The 17,536-nt window shown below is 63.7% G+C and carries 17 protein-coding genes; 11 read left to right on the forward strand and 6 right to left on the reverse strand.

Annotation, left to right across the window (positions count from 1 at the left end; translation table 11 throughout):
* The first annotated feature begins 60 nt into the window (after nucleotides 1-60).
* From WC704_RS02240 to WC704_RS02250, 3 genes are read left to right on the forward strand one after another with little or no spacing between them, the layout of a single operon-like run.
* On the forward strand, nucleotides 61-1,539 hold the full coding sequence (locus WC704_RS02240) for a circularly permuted type 2 ATP-grasp protein (RefSeq protein ID WP_372888352.1): 1,479 nt from the start codon (nucleotides 61-63) through the stop codon (nucleotides 1,537-1,539).
* 37 nt (nucleotides 1,540-1,576) lie between these two features.
* On the forward strand, nucleotides 1,577-2,512 hold the full coding sequence (locus WC704_RS02245; RefSeq protein ID WP_372888353.1) for an alpha-E domain-containing protein: 936 nt from the start codon (nucleotides 1,577-1,579) through the stop codon (nucleotides 2,510-2,512).
* Nucleotides 2,512-3,318, forward strand: a complete 807-nt coding sequence (locus WC704_RS02250; protein ID WP_372888354.1) for a transglutaminase N-terminal domain-containing protein — start codon at nucleotides 2,512-2,514, stop codon at nucleotides 3,316-3,318. The genes WC704_RS02245 and WC704_RS02250 overlap by 1 nt, the downstream gene beginning before the upstream one ends.
* 24 nt (nucleotides 3,319-3,342) lie before the next feature.
* Here WC704_RS02250 and WC704_RS02255 read toward each other — a convergent pair whose 3' ends face one another.
* Together WC704_RS02255 and WC704_RS02260 are read right to left on the reverse strand one after the other, a co-directional pair.
* A complete protein-coding gene (locus WC704_RS02255; protein WP_372888355.1) occupies nucleotides 3,343-4,146 on the reverse strand; it encodes an arginyltransferase in 804 nt (267 codons plus the stop codon).
* A gap of 218 nt (nucleotides 4,147-4,364) precedes the next feature.
* Nucleotides 4,365-5,603 (reverse strand): threonine ammonia-lyase, encoded by a 1,239-nt coding sequence (locus WC704_RS02260; RefSeq protein ID WP_372888356.1) that lies wholly within the window; start codon nucleotides 5,601-5,603, stop codon nucleotides 4,365-4,367.
* 155 nt (nucleotides 5,604-5,758) lie between these two features.
* On the opposite strand from WC704_RS02260, the gene WC704_RS02265 reads away from it, so the two are divergent.
* Nucleotides 5,759-7,420: an amidohydrolase gene (locus WC704_RS02265; RefSeq protein WP_372888357.1), complete on the forward strand. Its 1,662-nt coding sequence runs from the start codon at nucleotides 5,759-5,761 to the stop codon at nucleotides 7,418-7,420.
* 101 nt (nucleotides 7,421-7,521) lie between these two features.
* Here WC704_RS02265 and ctrA read toward each other — a convergent pair whose 3' ends face one another.
* Together ctrA and WC704_RS02275 are read right to left on the reverse strand one after the other, a co-directional pair.
* Nucleotides 7,522-8,226 (reverse strand): response regulator transcription factor CtrA, encoded by a 705-nt coding sequence (ctrA, locus tag WC704_RS02270; protein WP_372888358.1) that lies wholly within the window; start codon nucleotides 8,224-8,226, stop codon nucleotides 7,522-7,524.
* A gap of 138 nt (nucleotides 8,227-8,364) precedes the next feature.
* Nucleotides 8,365-9,276, reverse strand: coding sequence for a LysR family transcriptional regulator (locus WC704_RS02275; protein ID WP_372888359.1), 912 nt, complete (start codon nucleotides 9,274-9,276; stop codon nucleotides 8,365-8,367).
* Between the two features lie 128 nt (nucleotides 9,277-9,404).
* Between WC704_RS02275 and WC704_RS02280 the strand changes: the two genes are divergently transcribed.
* Nucleotides 9,405-10,103 (forward strand): pirin family protein, encoded by a 699-nt coding sequence (locus WC704_RS02280; RefSeq protein ID WP_372888360.1) that lies wholly within the window; start codon nucleotides 9,405-9,407, stop codon nucleotides 10,101-10,103.
* A 63-nt stretch (nucleotides 10,104-10,166) separates the two neighbouring features.
* A complete protein-coding gene (gene wrbA, locus WC704_RS02285) occupies nucleotides 10,167-10,769 on the forward strand; it encodes an NAD(P)H:quinone oxidoreductase (protein ID WP_372888361.1) in 603 nt (200 codons plus the stop codon).
* Here the strand turns inward: wrbA and WC704_RS02290 are convergent.
* Nucleotides 10,759-11,610 carry a M15 family metallopeptidase gene (locus tag WC704_RS02290; protein WP_372888362.1) on the reverse strand — a complete coding sequence of 284 codons (852 nt, stop codon included), beginning with the start codon at nucleotides 11,608-11,610 and terminating at the stop codon, nucleotides 10,759-10,761. The two genes, wrbA and WC704_RS02290, sit on opposite strands and share 11 nt — an antisense overlap.
* Nucleotides 11,611-11,639: 29 nt before the next feature.
* On the opposite strand from WC704_RS02290, the gene WC704_RS02295 reads away from it, so the two are divergent.
* Both WC704_RS02295 and WC704_RS02300 read left to right on the forward strand, forming a co-directional pair.
* Nucleotides 11,640-12,302, forward strand: coding sequence for an RluA family pseudouridine synthase (locus WC704_RS02295; protein ID WP_372888363.1), 663 nt, complete (start codon nucleotides 11,640-11,642; stop codon nucleotides 12,300-12,302).
* 271 nt (nucleotides 12,303-12,573) lie between these two features.
* Nucleotides 12,574-13,128: a PadR family transcriptional regulator gene (locus tag WC704_RS02300; protein WP_372888711.1), complete on the forward strand. Its 555-nt coding sequence runs from the start codon at nucleotides 12,574-12,576 to the stop codon at nucleotides 13,126-13,128.
* A 91-nt stretch (nucleotides 13,129-13,219) separates the two neighbouring features.
* On the opposite strand, the gene WC704_RS02305 is transcribed toward WC704_RS02300, so the two are convergent.
* Nucleotides 13,220-14,398, reverse strand: coding sequence for a glycosyltransferase family 4 protein (locus WC704_RS02305; protein WP_372888712.1), 1,179 nt, complete (start codon nucleotides 14,396-14,398; stop codon nucleotides 13,220-13,222).
* A 65-nt stretch (nucleotides 14,399-14,463) separates the two neighbouring features.
* On the opposite strand from WC704_RS02305, the gene WC704_RS02310 reads away from it, so the two are divergent.
* From WC704_RS02310 to WC704_RS02320, 3 genes are all read left to right on the forward strand, one after another.
* Nucleotides 14,464-15,168, forward strand: coding sequence for a glutathione binding-like protein (locus WC704_RS02310; RefSeq protein WP_372888364.1), 705 nt, complete (start codon nucleotides 14,464-14,466; stop codon nucleotides 15,166-15,168).
* Between the two features lie 98 nt (nucleotides 15,169-15,266).
* Entirely contained in the window at nucleotides 15,267-16,637 is a 1,371-nt protein-coding gene (gene radA, locus WC704_RS02315; protein WP_372888365.1) for a DNA repair protein RadA, read from the forward strand.
* Between the two features lie 256 nt (nucleotides 16,638-16,893).
* Nucleotides 16,894-17,451 (forward strand): CvpA family protein, encoded by a 558-nt coding sequence (locus WC704_RS02320; protein ID WP_372888366.1) that lies wholly within the window; start codon nucleotides 16,894-16,896, stop codon nucleotides 17,449-17,451.
* Nucleotides 17,452-17,536 lie beyond the last annotated feature (85 nt).

Genomic DNA, 17,536 nt, shown 5'->3' on the forward strand with positions numbered 1-17,536 from the left:
TGCGGCGCAGCAATCCGTCGCAGCATGGAACCCGCAGAGTTTTTGGGGTTTTACTATTCGATGGGGACACGACCGGCGTTTGACGAAATCATGGGTGAGGCGGGTTCGGTGACACCGCGCCCCGCATTGGCCGCGCTGGGGACATGGATCGAAAGCACGCCGGATGCAGAATTGCGCCGTCGGCAGCATTCGGCGGAGGCCACCTTTCGGCAACTCGGTATTACCTTTGCCGTCTATGGCGACAGTGACGCGAGCGAACGCATCATCCCGTTCGACATTGTTCCGCGTATCTTCCTGGCGGATGAGTGGACTCGTCTTTCGGAAGGGCTGGTGCAGCGGGTCGAGGCGATCAACGCGTTTTTGCACGACATTTACGGCGAACGCCGCATTCTTGCCGAGGGTGTGTTGCCACCCGACCTGATCTTTGGAAATCCGCAATTCCGGCCCGAAATCGCCGGAATACGGCCGCCACACGACATCTGGGCGCATATTTGCGGGATCGATCTGGTGCGGACGGGGCCGGACGATTTCTTCGTGCTGGAGGATAATGCCCGCACGCCATCGGGCGTCAGCTATATGCTGGAAAATCGCGAGGCGATGTTGCGACTGTGCCCAGAATTGTTCCGCGATTTTCGGGTGGCGGCGGTCGATTCCTATCCGGATCGCCTGCTCGAAACGATGAAGTCGGTCGCGCCGGTCGGCGTCTCCGCGCCGGTGTGCGTCGTGCTGACCCCCGGCCATTACAATTCGGCCTATTACGAACACAGTTTCCTCGCCGATTCGATGGGGGTCGAATTGGTCGAGGCAGCCGATCTTGTCGTCGATGACGATGTGGTGTGGATGCGCACGATCGCGGGGCGGGTTAAGGTCGATGTCATCTATCGCCGGATCGACGATGATTATCTGGACCCGCTGGTGTTCCGTCCGGATTCGATGCTCGGCGTGCCGGGGCTGATTGCGGCTTATGCTGCAGGGAATGTCGCTATTCTCAACGCGCCGGGCAACGGCATTGCCGATGACAAGGCGATCTATTCGTACATGCCGGAGATCGTGAAATTCTATTCGGGTGGCGCGCCAAAGCTGCCTAATGTCGAGACCTGGCGATGTCGCGAGCCGCAAGCGCTGAAATATGTGCTCGATAATCTGCCGGATCTGGTGGTCAAACTGGTCGATGGGTCAGGCGGCTATGGCATGTTGGTTGGGCCGACCGCGACCAAGGCCGAGATCGAAGCGTTTCGCGCCGCGCTGATCGCGGAGCCGCATCGCTATATCGCGCAACCGACGCTGGCGCTGTCGACGGTGCCGACCTTGACCGAGGCCGGGCTCGCACCGCGCCATGTCGATTTCCGCCCGTTCGTTTTGACAGGGTCGAAGGGGGTGCAAGTGGTGCCAGGCGGGCTGACGCGGGTGGCGTTGAAAGAGGGTTCGCTGGTGGTAAATTCCTCGCAAGGCGGCGGGACGAAGGACAGTTTCGTGCTGATGGACAACGGGGCCCTGCCAGCGCAGCCGCAGCAGCAATCCCAGGGGCAAGTGTCGTGAGCGGAGCGCTTCCCGTCTTCCAGTACGGAGCGATCGGATGCTGAGCCGCACCGCGTCTTCGCTCTATTGGCTCGGTCGTTATGTCGAGCGGACGGATTTCATTGCGCGGCTGGTCGAAGCGACCGTTCGGCTTGACGTGCTCTCGCCGCGTCCTGCGGGGGAAGCCGCCTGGGCCTCCGCACTGGCGGTGACCGAAACCGACACTGCCTTTGCCCAGACCGGGCAATCGATCACGCAAAGCCATGTCGCGCGCTTCCTCACGCTTGATTCGAGCCATCCCGGCTCGATGGTGCGATCGATCGACATGGCGCGCAACAACGCTCGCGCGGTGCGGACCGCCCTGACCAAGGAAGCATGGACTGGGATCAACCGCGCCTGGTTGATCTTCGATAACCGCGCCAGCCCGGGTGGCGCGATGGCGACGCTTAACCTGGTCGAGGCCATCAAGGCGGAGACGCGGGGGTTTGAAGGCGCGGTTCACCGTATGCTGCGCAACCAGACGACCTGGTTCATTCGTCTCGGGCAGGCGATCGAGCGTGCCGACAATACGGCGCGCCTGCTCGATGTGAAGTATCACATCCTGCTGCCCGAGGGCGAACGCGTGGGCGGTGTGGTCGATCGCGACCAATGGACCACGATTTTGCAGACCGTGTCGGCTGTCACCGCTTATCGCTGGCTCTATTCCGAAGGATTGCGGCCAGCGAACGTCATCGATTTGCTGATCGCGCGCCCCGAATTGCCCCGCAGCCTGGCCGCTTCGGTCGAGGAGGCAGTGGAGATTCTCAATCTGCTTGCCAAACGCACCGGCCTGCATGGCGAGGCTGATCGCATGGCGCGGGCGCGGCAGCAGCGCTTGCAGCGGCTGCGCTCGGGCGACGTGATCGCACAGGGGCTGCACCAGTTTCTGCAGGGGTTCATCGCCGAAAACGACCAATTGCACATGGCGGTCGGTCGCCAGTTCAAGTTCACCTGATGCGGCTGTCGATCGATCACCGCACGACCTATCGCTTTTCCAGCCCGCAGGCGCGGCTGACGCAATTGCTGCGATTGATCCCCGATGGGACGCACGATCAATCGGTGGCGAGCTGGAACCTGCACGTCGATTGTGATGCGCGATTGCGGCATAGTCGCGATGGCTTCGGCAACCGAACCACGATGCTCTATGTCGAGGGGCCGATCCAGAGCATCGAAATCGCGGTGTCGGGCGAGGTGTTGACCAATCCGTCCAACGGCATCGTCCACGGCGCGCAGGAGCCGTTGCCGCCCGAGATATTCCTGCGCGACACGCCCTTGACGGCGGCGGATGCCGAGATTGCAAGCTTCGCGCGCGCCGTTACGGAAAGCGATCTGATCGCGCGGCTCCATGCGCTCAATCTTGCGGTGCATCGCCGGTTTGCGCTCGACCGCGGGCGCGCGGTAGCGGGGCGGACTGCGGTCGGGGCCTTTTCCCAAGGGGCGGCCAGCGCGCGCGATATGGCGCAGGTCTTCATCGCGGCAGCGCGCTCGCTGCGCGTGCCCGCGCGCTATATTTCCGGGTACAGCCCCGCTTGCGTCGTGGGGGACGGCCGCCCCGCGCCGCATGGCTGGGCCGAGGCGCACGTTGCCGGGCTCGGCTGGGTGGCGTTCGACCCTTGCACCGGACTAAGCGCGGACGAAGCCTATGTCCGCGTTGCGGTGGCGCTCGATTCGGCGGGGGCAGCCCCCGTTGCCGGATCCCGGCTCGGGGAGGGGGAGGAGATGCTCGACGTCGACCTTCACGTCGATCGTTCGGGGCAATAACGGCACAACACGCAAGCGAGTGGGTTAGCGCAGGCTGACCATCTGCTCGGCAACCACCTCATATTTTTCGGTCGGTGGGCTGTAACTTGCATCCTCATCGACCAGCAATGCCCAGCCGGTTGGCCCCAGTGCCTCGATCGGGCGATAGCGGACCTTATAGGCCATGCGCGGGGAGCCCTTCACCCAATAGCCGAGATAGACATAAGGCAGGCCGACCGCGCGGGCGCGCAGAATATGGTCCATGATGATGATGTTGCCGAGCCCCGGACGCTCGGCGTGCTCGGAATCGAAAAAGCTGTAGATCATCGACAGGCCGTCGGCTTGCTGGTCGGTCAGGCAGGCGCCGACCAGTTTGCCGCGCTCGCCGTGCCGCGAGGGTTCGCGATATTCAACGATGAAGCTGTTGACCGGGGAATGTTCGACCATGTCGGCATAATCGCCCTCGTCCATGTCCGCCATGCCGCCGCCCGGATGACGCGCGGCGAGATAGCGGCGGAGCAACTGGAACTGTTCGTCGGTCGCCCAGGGGCGGCAAGCGGATACTTCCAGATCGGCATTCTTGCGGACTTGTTTGCGCTGCGTGGCATTGGGCACGAAATCGGCGGCTACGACACGGACCGACACGCACGCCGAACATCCAGCACAGCTTGGCCGGTAAGCGACCGACTGGCTGCGGCGAAAGCCGATGCGACCGAGCGCGTCGTTCAAGTCGCTGGCCTGCTCGCCGCGCAATTCCGTAAACACCTTCCGCTCCTGCCGATCCGGCAAATACGGGCATGGCGACGGACTTGTTACGAAGAACCTTGGAAAGCGAAATGGCGCTGTCACCGCGTATCGTTCCTTGAACCTTGGAGTGCGCCGTCGCTGTGGCGGCTCGTGGCCCTGTTATGAATCGGATGGAACGTGATGAAAAGCCGCTTTACCAACATTGGTGGTTAACGCGACGCCGAAAACGACGGATCGTTCACGATCCATCTATAATGCAGCGTTGCAATCCATTCCGGAAGACCGGGGCGTGCGGTTGGTCGCACGCCCGATTCACTTCGTCACGCCAGTTCGACCGGGCTCACTTCATAACCGCCGGCCTGCAATGCTGCGATCAACCGGTCGAGATGCGCACGGTCGCGCGTTTCGCATTCGACATCGGTAATCAGGCCCTTGGCGGGCAGGGTGGTGAACACGCGCTGATGATAGATTTCGATGATGTTGACGCGTTCTGCATCGAAAATCCGCGCGACGTTGAACAATGCGCCGGGTTGATCCTGCAACCGAATCCGCAGCCGTGCCAGCCGCCCGGACCGCGCCAGGTCGCGCAGCAACACGTTCGCCAGCAGACGGGTGTCGATATTCCCACCACAGAGCACAACGCCCACGGTCTTGCCCGCGAACCGCTCGGGGTGTTGCAACAAGGCGGCAAGCCCCGCAGCGCCCGCGCCTTCGACCACGGTCTTTTCGATTTGCAGCAACAGGCTGACGGCTTGCTCCAGGCTGCGTTCGCTGACCAACACGATGTCATCGACCAGCGCGCGCACCATATTGGAGGTGATCGCGCCGGGTTCCTTCACCGCGATGCCCTCGGCCAGAGTGTCGCCCGCGCAGGGCATGTCGGTGCCGTTGATGCGGTTGTACATTGACGGAAACAGTTCCGCCTCGACGCCGATGACCTCGACCGGATGATCGGCGGCGGCAGCCACAACGGCCATGCCCGAAATCAGCCCGCCACCGCCAATCGGGGTGAGAAAGGTGTCGATGACGGGCACATCGTGCAGCATTTCGATGGCGACGGTGCCTTGCCCCGCAATGACGCGCGCATCGTCAAACGGGTGGACGAAGGTAAGCCCGCGCGCCACCTCCAGCTCGCGGGCATGGGCATAAGCGGCGTCGAAGGTATCGCCGAACAGCACGACGGTGGCGCCGTGCCCTTCGGTCTGCGTCACCTTTACCGTCGGCGTGTTGGTCGGCATCACGATGGTGGCGGGGATGCCGAGCCGGTTGGCATGATAGGCCAGGCCCTGCGCATGATTGCCAGCCGAGGCGGCGATGACACCGCTGGTTCCAGCCGGCAATTGCAGCAGCGTGTTGAGTGCGCCGCGTTCTTTATAAGCCGCGGTGAACTGCAAATTCTCGAACTTCAGATACACCGTCGCACCGGTCAGCTCCGACAGCGTCTTGCTGATGAAGGTCGGCGTGCGCACGATCTGGTCGGCAATGCGCGCATGGGCGGCCTGAACATCGGCCAGCGTGACGGGGAGGGTTTCGGGCGCGGGGCGAGTGTGCGTGGCCATTCTATCTTCCGTTTGCCCTGGAGGTGTCCACGGGCTGATCTGCTTTGCTCCGCGTCATGCGAATGACGGCGCCGCAATCCGCGCGGCACGATTGGAGTTGGCAGCGCGCCTAGACCATCTGGCGCGACGAAGGAACATTGCTTATCGCTTTGTCCATGCAAAGCTTATCCTTCTCCCGCCGTGCGGTGCTTCTTCTCGCCGCTTTTTCGCTGCCGACGACGGCGTTTGCCGATGCGCTGGTCGACAATGTCAACGGAATCACGCTCGACCAGGATGGGAAGGTTGTGCGCTTTACCGGGCTCGTGATTTCGCCCGATGGCAGGGTCGTCAAACTGCTGGCGGAAAATGAGAAGCGACCGGTGAAGCTCGACTGGCGCGCCGACGAACATGGCAAGGTGTTGTTGCCCGGTTTCGTCGATGCACACGGGCATGTGGTGGACCTGGGCTTCCGTGCGCTTGAGCTGGATTTATCGGAAACCAAGTCGCTCGACGAGGCGAAGGCGCAGATTGCGGCCTATGCTGCGGCCAATCCGGACAAGAAATGGATCATCGGTGGCGGATGGAATCAGGAAGTGTGGAACCTTGGCCGCTTCCCGACCGCGACTGATCTCGACTCGGTGGTTAGCGATCGCCCGGTATGGCTTGAGCGTGCCGATGGTCACGCCAGTTGGGGGAACAGTGCGGCGCTGAAGGCGGCGGGCATCTCCGCCAAATCGGTCGCACCTCCCGGTGGGCGGATCGAGAAAACCGGCATCCAGCCCAACGGCGTGTTCGTCGATGCGGCGCAGGCGCTGGTCGAAAAGGTGGTGCCACAGCCTTCGCCCAAGGACCGCGATTTCGCGTTCCTGAAAGCGCAGGAAATTCTGCTGAGCTACGGCATTACCGCGACCGCCGACATGGGCAGCAGTCTGGATGACTGGCTTGCCTATCGTCGCACGGGTGACGCGGGGAATTTGCGCGTCCGCGTCATGAGCTATGCGATGGGGGTGGATACGGCGGTGCGGATTGGCGGCACCGGGCCGACGCCGTGGCTTTATGGCGACAAGCTGCACATGGGCGGGGTGAAGCTCTATGCCGATGGCGCGCTCGGGTCGCGCGGGGCATGGCTGAAAAAGCCGTATAGCGACGCGCCGGGCCAATCGGGCGCGGGCTTCCTGTCCGACGACGTGCTGCGCAATTACATGAGCCGCGCCGCGCTCGACCATTATCAGGTCGCGGTCCATGCGATTGGCGATCGTGCCAATGCCGAAGTCTTGGACGCGATCGACGACTTGGTCGGGACCTATAAGGGCGATCGACGCTGGCGGATCGAACATGCGCAGATTGTCGATCCGGCCGATCTTTCGCGCTTCGGCAAAAACGGCATCATCGCCTCGATGCAGCCGATCCATCAGACGAGCGACCGCACGATGGCCGAAGCGCGGCTGGGTTCCGACCGGCTGACGGGGGCTTATGCCTGGGCCTCGATGCTGAAGAATGGCGCGCCGCTCGCCTTTGGGTCGGATTATCCGGTTGAAAAGCCCGATCCGTTCGCGGGCTGGGCAGCGGCGTTTACCCGGCAGGATGGCGATGGTCAGCCATTCGGCGGCTGGCGCCCGGAGGAACGGGTTACGCGCGAACAGGCCTGGTGGGCGTTTACCGGCGCGGCAGCTTATGCCGGGTTTGCCGAGGACAAGTTCGGGCGTCTGGGCGTTGGGCAGCGCGCCGATTTCATTATCGTCGACCGCGATCCCTTGCTCGCTTCGCCGAGTGAATTGCGGGCGACCAAGGTCGAGCAGACCTGGGTCGGCGGGGAGAAAGTGTGGGTGCGGAAGTGACGCGCCGCGGTCTTGGCTGGTCCGGGTGAGATCAATAAAAAGGCCGCGACACCCCCAATGTCGCGGCCCGTTTCCCGGACAAGCCGGGAAAGCTTTCGAAATCAGGCGACTTCGGCAGAGGTCAGCATGTCTTCGGGTTCGCGCAGGACGTAGCCGCGACCCCAGACGGTTTCGATGTAATTTTCACCGTCGCACGCCATCGACAGCTTCTTGCGCAGCTTGCAGATGAACACGTCGATAATCTTGAGTTCGGGCTCGTCCATGCCGCCATACAGGTGGTTGAGGAACATTTCCTTGGTCAGCGTGGTGCCCTTGCGCAGGCTCAGCAGCTCGAGCATCGCATATTCCTTGCCGGTCAAATGCACGCGCGCGCCATCGACTTCGACCGTCTTCGCGTCGAGATTGACCGCGAGCTTGCCGGTACGGATGACCGACTGGCTATGGCCCTTTGAGCGGCGAACGACGGCGTGGATGCGCGCGGTCAGCTCTTCGCGGTGGAACGGCTTGGTTACGTAATCATCGGCACCGAAGCCGAAGCTGCGCACCTTCGAGTCCATCTCGTTGATCCCAGACAGGATCAGCACCGGGGTCTGCACCCGGGCGACGCGCAGCTTCTTGAGCACGTCATAGCCGTGCATGTCGGGCAAATTGAGGTCGAGCAGGATGATGTCGTAATCATACAGCTTGCCGAGATCGAGGCCTTCTTCGCCCAGATCCGTCTTATAGACGTTGAAACCTTCGGTGGTCAGCATGAGCTCAATCGCCAAGGCGGTCGTCGGCTCGTCCTCGATCAGCAATACGCGCATCTGGGCGTTCCCCGTTTTTCGTCAGGCGTTCGGCACCCCCTGCGGTCCGACTTGCCTCACAATCCATTAACCTCATCAGTGATGAAGGCAAAAGGTTAATTTCACATTAAGCGGCCTTAATCCACGAGTCGTGGGGAATCACTTACGGGATTTTACGGAACACAGCGTCTTCAAATGCTCGGTCAGATAGGCGATCAGCACCTCGACCCGGGCCGGACGCAACGTGCCGGGCGGCGTCATCAGGTGGAGTGCGCCGCCATTGGGTGTCCAGTCTTCCAGGATCGTTTCAAGCCGACCGGTCGCGATGTCTTCATCGACGATGAAGTCGGGCAGCATCGCGATACCCAGGCCACGCCGTAGCGCCGGAAGCATGGCCTCGCCGCTATTGGTGGCGAGCGGACCTTGCAGACGCACCGACACCTCGGTCCCGTCCGGGCCAACGAAGCGCCACGGCGCGGTGACGTTGGTATAGGCAAAGCAGCGATGCTCGCCGAGCTGACCAGGGTGCGTCGGTCGGCCATGTTCGGCGAGATAAGCGGGGGCCGCGACAAGGTTGATCCGGATATCGGCCAGCTTGCGCGCGCGCAGCGAACTGTCGGGCAGGGAGGCGATGCGCAGGGCAATGTCGATGCCTTCCGCAACAATATCGACGCGTGCATCCGACAGGTGCAGGTCGATCGTGATGCCGGGATGCAGCACGAGAAAGTCGGCAATCACAGGCGCAATGGCGATCAGGCCGAGCGACATCGGCGCGGCGACGCGGACCAGGCCGGTCGGCGCAGTGGCGGCGGCGTGCGCGGCTTCTTCGGCGGCATTGGCTTCGGCCAGGATACGGGCGGCATGTTCGGCCAGCGCCTTGCCATTTTCGGTAAGCGAAAGGCGGCGCGAGGTGCGGTGAAACAAGGACTGGCCAAGATGCGTTTCGAGCCGTGTCACCGCCTTGGACACGGTTGCCTTGGACACGCCGATCGCATCTGCTGCGCCGCTGAAGGAGCGATGCTCGACGACGCTGGCGAAGATCGCCCAGGCTTCGAGGTCGGGCAGGCGCATGTGAAATCCCTCCAAAGCGGCGCGCCATAACCTAGGTGGTGAAACGATAGGTTTCCAGCGTTTCCATTTACCGATCGATCGCAGGCCCTATCTTGGCCGCAACATCCTTCCTCCGCTGGAGACCGGTCATGATCGAGAAGCGATCTTTCGAGAGTCTGGGCCATGCCGATCATGGCTGGCTCAATGCACACCACCATTTTTCCTTTGCCGATTATTATGATCCTGCCCGCATGAGCTGGGGTGCGATCCGGGTATGGAATGACGATGAAATCGCCGCGAACAGCGGCTTTCCGCCGCACCCGCACCGCGACATGGAAATTGTGACCTATGTTCGCACGGGCGCGATTACGCATCAGGATTCGATGGGCAATCAGGGGCGCACCGGTGCGGGCGACGTGCAGGTGATGAGCGCGGGTACGGGCGTGCGCCACGCTGAATATAACCTCGAACACGAAACGACGACGCTGTTCCAGATCTGGATTGAGCCGACGCGGACCGGGGGGGCACCCAGTTGGGGGGCAAAGCCGTTCCCGAAGGATGACCGGTCGGGCAGGTTCGTGACGCTCGCCAGCGGTTTTGCCGAGGATGTTGAGGCATTGCCGATCCGCGCCGACGCCCGCGTGCTCGCCGCGATGGTACGGGCAGGCGAGAGCGTCACGCACGAGGTTCTGCCTGGCCGGCACGCTTATCTGGTGCCCGCGACCGGATCGATCGAGATCAATGGCGAAGCCTTCAAGGCCCGCGACGGTGCCGCAATGAATGGCGGCCAGACGGTGACGATCACCGCGCTCGAAGATGCGGAACTGGTGCTCGTCGATTCGGAATAACCGATTTCTCTCTCCCCAGCTCTTCCCGCACGCGGGAGGGGACTAACCAAGAAGGACTGCTCAATGACCAAGGTTCTCGTTCTCTATTATTCGTCCTACGGCCATATCGAACAGATGGCGGAGGCTGTCGCCGAAGGCGCGCGCTCGGGTGGGGCAGAGGTGGACATCCGCCGCGTACCCGAAACCGCCCCGCAGGCGGTGATCGAAGCCGCCCATTTCAAGACCGATAGCGCGTATCCGGTAATTGAGGGCCCGGAGGCGCTCGCCGACTATGACGCGATCGTCGTTGGCGCACCGACGCGCTTTGGCCGGATGCCGAGTCAGATGGCCTCGTTCCTGGATACCACCGGCGGCGTGTGGTTCCAGGGCAAGCTGATCGGCAAGGTCGGTGGTGCCTTCACCTCGACCGCCAGCCAGCATGGCGGACAGGAAACGACGCTGTTCTCGATCATCACCAACCTGCTGCACCACGGCATGACCATCGTCGGCCTTGACTATGGCTTCCAGGATCAGATGGGCGTCGACAAGGTTCGCGGTGGGTCGCCTTATGGCGCAACCACGATCTCGGCAGGTGACGGCAACCGCCAGCCCGAAGCGGAAGAACTGGCCGGCGCGCGCTATCAGGGTAAGCGCATCGCCGAAACAGCCGCCAAACTCAGCGCGTGAGCTCTGTTCCCCGTGATGCTGCCGGGCCGAGAAGCGGCGCTGGCGGCATCGCGGGGAATTTTTCGGCGATGGCGGGGCGCGCTGTCGGTGCCGAGGCGGTGAGCCACGCATCGGAGACGTCCATCACACCCGGACTTGCCGGATACGACGCGCGTGCGCGCGCGAAAGCGAGGCGCGCACGCGCGGCCCCCGGCACATTGACGTGCGCGCCGACCCAGCGCCAGTGCCAGGGTTCCCACGTCACACCCTGTGCATTGCCATAGGGGAAGGACAGTTCGAAGCCATAGTCGGCGGCATGGGCCAGCAACCAACGGCCCGCCGCCGTCGCCGAGACGCAGGCATCCACGTCCGCGCAGCCGGGCGATGAGGGGCGGACGCCAAAGTCGATCGCATAGCCGGTGGCGTGTTCGCTATAGCCCGGCGGCCCGACAAAGCGCGCGCGCTGCGGCGGATCACCGCACACACCAGGCAGGGCATTGCGACAGAAGACCGAGCGTTGGTGCGCGATGGCGCGGAAGCACGACACTCCGCGCAACGCCTTGCCGACCCCGGGGGCAAGGGAAGCTGCTGTCAACAGGCGGGCAAGGTCAGGCGCAACGTCGCGATGCACCAGGCACGGCAGCCCAAGCGCGAAACCCGGCGGTGTTGCGACCAGATCGATCCGCGCCGCTTCGGAATAAGGCAAGTGGCCGAGCATTCGCCCATCGGGCATTGGTGGGGGAAGGTCGCTGGCCGGGGCGGCGGTGGCGATGAATGTAAGCGCGGGCAGCAGGACACGCCTCCGCGCTGCGAGCTGAATCCCCGATATCCCGCCACTCACCATCGGCACAATGTCTGGCATGTCGGCGCTCGCGGTGGCAAGAGGCGCACATGCTCGCAAATCATGTTCTTTTCCTCGACGGCGAAGCGCTTGTCATCGACAAGCCCGCCGGCCTCCCGGTCGACCGTCCGCGCGACGGGTCGCTGTCCCTCGAAAACCATCTTGACGGCCTGACCTTCGGGTTCAAGCGCTGGCCGGTGCCGGTACATCGGCTCGACCGTGATACTTCCGGCTGCCTGCTGCTGTCGCGCAACCCGAAGGCCCATGCCAAGCTGCAACAGGCCTTCGAACAGGGGCTGGTGCGCAAACGCTATCTCGCGGTGCTCGATGGCGTCGTCGGGGGCGAGAGCGGGTTGATCGACCTGGCGCTGGCCAAGGTCAGCACGATCGAGACGGGTTGGCGGATGGTTGGCGATCCGCTGGGTGCCAAAGGCAGCAAGCCCTCGCGGACCGCGTGGCGGGTGATCGAAGTGAGGGACGGGCGCAGTTTCGTCGAGTTCATTCCCGAAACCGGGCGCACGCACCAGATCCGCGTTCATGCCGCCGAGGCGCTGGGCGCGCCGGTGATGGGCGACCCGATTTACGGCAAGGGCGTGGGCGCGACCCTGCTCCACGCCGCCGAGCTGACCGTGCCGCGCGCGGGCAAGGAGCCGATCGTCGCCAAGGCGCCGTTGCCGGAACGGTTTCTGGCCGCAGGGTTTCGCGAGGGTTGAGCAGCCCAGGCTCAGCCTTGGGCCGTTAGGGAAGAGTTAGGCGTAAAACCGGTCTCGCTCGGCGGCGTGTCGGGCGGAGGAAAGTCGCGCGCCGACCGCGCGGGATCGCAGTGTCATACCCATCACAAGGAATTTCCATCCCGCCCCTTGCATCGATGCGATAAAGATATATCTTAGTGCTATCTTGTTATAAGAAAGAAGCGATATGTTTGTATTTGTAGAACGGGGCGGCTGCGGGGAGCGCGGCGCGCATGGCCGCCATCCAGGCCGAATGGGCATGGGGTTGGGCGGACGCTTTGGCGGCGGTTTCGGGCGTGGTCACGGGCATGGCCGGGGCGATGGCGAAGGGCGCGGTGGGCCGCGCGGTCGGCGAATGTTCGACAGTGGCGAACTGCGGCTGGTGCTGCTCAAGCTGATCGCGGATGAAGCGCGCCACGGCTACGACCTGATCCGCTCGATCGAGGAATTGACGGGCGGGGCCTATGCGCCGAGCCCGGGGGTTATCTATCCAACGCTGACGCTGCTCGACGACATGGGGCTGATCGAGGCGCATCAGGCCGAGGGCGCAAAAAAGCTGTTCGCGGCGACCGAGGCTGGCACCACGCATCTCGCCGAGAATGCCGCATTGGTCGAGGCGCTGTTCGCGCGGCTGGCCGAGGTCGGGGCCGAACGCGCGCGGACCGACAGCGCGTCGGTACGGCGCGCGATGGGAAACTTGCGCGAGGTCCTGCTGCACAAGCTCCGCAGTGAAGATCTGGCACAGGAAACACTGCACGAGGTGGTCGCGTTGATCGATCAGGCCGCGCAGAAGATCGAGCGACTGTAGCCATGACACGGCTCCAGCTTTTGCGCCGGTGCCTTGCCATTCCTTCGCCTTTCGCGAAGGCCCGCTGACGTATGACTGGCGGTGCGGCGCTTTAAGCGCCTTGCCCCTCTCCCGCGGGAAGGGTGGCCGCGCGCCGGGCGAGCACCTTCAGATAGGTATCGAGCACGACCTGATTGATGCGGTCCCATTGATAGGTGGCCGCCTCGGCGTGGCCGGCCGCCCCCGCGCTGCGGCGGAACGCATCGTCTTCGCAGAAACGCTGCAAGGCATCGGCATAGCCCTCGATATCGGTCGGAGGGACAATCAACCCGGTAACGCCGTCGGCGATCAGGCCAACGGCACCACTGGCGCGGGCGGCAACGACGGGCACGCCCGCCGCCATCGCCTCCAGCGTGACGTTGCCGAAGGTTTCGGTCAGGCTGGGGTTGAAGAACACATCCATAGAGGCAACCGCGCGGCCAAGATCGTCGCCCGACTGGAACCCGGCGAACACCGCATCGGGCACCTCCTTGGCGAACCAGTCGCGTGCGGGGCCCTCTCCGATCACCAGCGTCTTGTGCTTCACGCCGCGCGCCTCGAGCGCACGCAGCGCGGAGGCGAACACGTCGAGGCCCTTTTCCTTGACCAGCCGCCCGAGGAAGCCGACCGCAATCTCGTCATCGCCGATCCCTAGGCTGCGGCGCCAGGCAAGATCGCGCTTGGCCGGATTGAAGCGATCGTGATTGACCCCGCGCGACCAGCGCGTCACCGGTGTCGGCACACCCCAGTCATGAAGGATTTCCCCCATGATCTGGCTGGGGGCGAGCACTTCGTCGACCCGGCTGTAGAAGCGTTTCTGGATGCCGATCATCGGCGGCACCAGGAAACCCAGGCCATAATAGCTCATATAGGTCTCGAAGCGCGTATGGTAGGACGCGACGCGGGCAATGTTATGCTTTTCGGCATAATTGAGCGCCTTGTGGCCCAGCCTGTCGGGTGCCGAGACGTGGATCATGTTGGGCGCGAAGGCATCGAGATCGCGCCGCACGCGGTTTCCCATGCCGCGCGTGAGCTTATATTCACCGCGCAAGGGGATCTTGATCGAGGGCGCGCTGACCAGATCGCCCGTTGGCGGGAAGGCGGGCGTGCGGCTGGTGGGCGCGTAGATTCGCACCTTCACCCCCCGACCGAGCAGATGGCCGACAAGCAGGTTGAGGGTCTGGTTCGCGCCATCGCGCGTATAGTTATAATTGCCGCTGAACAGGGCCACACGGAGATCGGAAGCTTCCATCATGCGGGGCCATAGCGAAGGTGTACGCGGATGACTATCTCCCGCGACGAAGGAGTTTTGCACCTATGACCGATCTTTCCGCTTTTTCCATCACCACGCGTTGGCCCGCTGCCCATCCCGACCGGCTGCAGCTCTATTCGCTGCCCACGCCCAACGGCGTGAAAGTGTCGATCATGCTGGAGGAAACGGGGCTCGCTTACGAACCACACCTCGTCGATTTCGCCAAGGACGACCAGCACACGCCCGCCTTCGAATCGCTCAACCCCAATGGCAAGATCCCGGCGATCCTCGACCCAGATGGCCCGGGCGGGAAGCCACTTGCCCTGTTCGAATCGGGCGCGATCCTGTTGTATCTCGCCGAGAAGACCGGAAAATTCCTGCCGAGTGATCCAGCCGCACGGTGGCACGCGATCCAGTGGGTGATGTTTCAGATGGGGGGCGTCGGCCCGATGTTCGGCCAGCTTGGCTTTTTCGTGAAGTTCGCTGGCAAGGACTTTGAGGACAAGCGCCCGCGCGACCGCTACCTCACCGAGGTCAAGCGCCTTCTGGCCGTGATGGATGGCGTGCTGGCCGGCAAGACCTGGTTTCTGGGCGACGATTATACCATCGCCGATATCTCGATGCTTGGCTGGGTGCGGGGTCTGGTCGATTTCTACGGCGCGGGCGAGTTGGTCGAGTTCGACCGGTTTCCCCATGTGCAGGCGTGGCTGGAGCGTGGCCTTGCCCGCCCGGCGGTGCAGCGCGGCCTGGCGATTCCGGCGCGCGGATAGCCTGCAAAACTTGGAACCATGCTGGGCGAGCCGTTCGTCCAGCATAGTTTCCGCAAGCCATATTGTTCTGCATTCGTTCGCGGTCTATTAGATCGCCTATGGCAAAACCCCAGAAGCGCTATGTCTGTCAGTCCTGTGGATCGGTGTCGCACCGCTGGCAAGGGCAGTGTGCCGATTGTGCGGAATGGAACACGCTGGTCGAGGAGGCTCCCGCCACCGTCACCCCGTTTCAGGCCAAGCACAATTTGCAAGGTGGCGGGCGGGCGTTTCAGCTTGTCAGCCTTGATGCCGAAATTACGCTGCCCGACCGGCTTGCCTCGGGCATTGCCGAGCTCGATCGCGCGCTCGGCGGCGGGTTTGTCGAAGGGTCCGCGACGCTGATCGGTGGCGATCCCGGCATCGGCAAATCGACGCTGTTGTTGCAAGCGGCGGCGAAGATGGCGCTGGCCGGCCTCCCGGTCGCTTATGTATCGGGCGAGGAAGCGGCGGATCAGGTGCGCTTGCGCGCGCGGCGGCTGGGGCTGGGCCATGCGCCGGTGATGCTGGCGGCGGCGTCTTCGACGCGCGATATTCTCACCACGCTTGGGCAGGCGACGCCGCCCGCTTTGCTCGTGATCGATTCGATCCAGACAATGCACAGCGATTTGATCGAGGGCGCGCCGGGCACGGTCAGCCAGGTGCGCGCCTCGGCGCAGGAGCTGATTCGCTTCGCCAAGGAACGCGGCACGGCGGTGGTGTTGGTCGGCCATGTCACCAAGGATGGCAGCATCGCGGGCCCGCGCGTGCTCGAACATATGGTCGATACGGTGCTGAGCTTTGAAGGCGAGCGCAGCCATCAATATCGCATCCTGCGCGCGATCAAGAACCGCTTTGGCGGCACCGACGAAATCGGCGTGTTCGCGATGGTGGCGGAAGGGCTGGCGGAAGTCGGCAATCCGAGCGCCTTGTTTTTGACGCAGCGCGAGGAAGGTGTGACCGGCACCACCGTCTTCCCCGCGCTGGAGGGAACGCGACCGGTGTTGGTCGAAATCCAGGCGCTGGTGGTGCGGTTGGCGAGCGGGGCGACGCCACGACGCGCGGTGGTCGGCTGGGACAGCGGGCGCCTCGCGATGGTGCTGGCGGTGCTGGAGGCGCGCTGCGGGCTCAGTTTCTCGTCGAGCGAAGTCTATCTCAACATTGCGGGCGGCTACCGCGTGCAGGACCCGGCGGCTGATCTGGCGGTCGCGGCGGCGTTGGTCTCGGCGCTGTCGGAGCGACCGGTGCCCGCCGATGCGGTGGTGTTCGGGGAACTGGCTTTGTCGGGCGAGATTCGCCCGGTCGCGCACGGGGCATTGCGATTAAAAGAGGCGGGCAAGCTTGGCTTCGAACGCGCGCTGCTGCCGGCTGCGGTGACGGATGACAAGAGCGGGTTGAAGCTGACCGGGTTCGGCACGCTGGCGAGCTTCGTGGAGCATATGCTGGGGCGGTGAGTTCTCCTTATCTGCTTCCCATTCTTCCTTCCCCGGCGAAGGCCGGGGCCTGGTCGTGATGACAGGGGCAAGCAGGCGATTGGCCCTCAAGCAAACCTTCTACTCCTGGGCCCCGGCCTTCGCCGGGGAAGGAAAAGAGGGGGAAGTCATACGGGCAAGAATAGAGTCGCAGGCGAGGCCCGCACTCCGTAAACCCCCGCCAACCCCGCGCCCACCCCCTCGACTTCCACCGTCCCACGCCTGTAAGACGCGTACCATGCATCTTACTGCCCTTGATATTCTGGTTCTGCTCGCGGTTGGCGGGTCCGCCACGCTCGGCATCACACGCGGCTTCGTCACCGAAGTGCTTTCGCTCTTTGCCTGGGTTGGAATCGTGTTTGCGATCAAGCTGTTCCATGTGCCGCTGACGCACGCGCTGACCGGCGTGGTTGGCACGACAACGGGCGCGGCGGTGCTGGCCTTCGCGATCCTCGCCGGGGGCATGTATTATGGCGGGCGCATGGTCGCACGGGCGATTGGCGCGCGGACGCGCGATTCGGTGCTGGGGCCGGTCGATCGCGCGCTCGGTTTTGGCTTTGGCGCGCTGAAGGGCCTGATCCTTGCCAGCCTGGCGTTCTTGCTGGTGGTGCTGATGACCGACACCGTCAGCGGCGGCCCCGCGCATCGTCCGGAATGGCTGACCTCGGCCAAGGTCTATCCGCTGCTCAACAGCACCAGCGCCAGCATCGCCGATTTCGTCGATCGCCGCCGCAAGGGCGAGCCGGTGTTTGGGCATGGCGCGAACGCGAACGAGGCGGATCGCACGGGCGAATAGCGCATTCCGTTGCTAGGGGCCTAGCAAAGCCGCGCGGAACACACCAACGTCGGGGTGACGAATCCCCCGGCATATCCTACATCCA

It is taken from the genome of Sphingomonas sp. (genome assembly GCF_041661885.1).
Lineage (GTDB): Bacteria > Pseudomonadota > Alphaproteobacteria > Sphingomonadales > Sphingomonadaceae > Sphingomonas.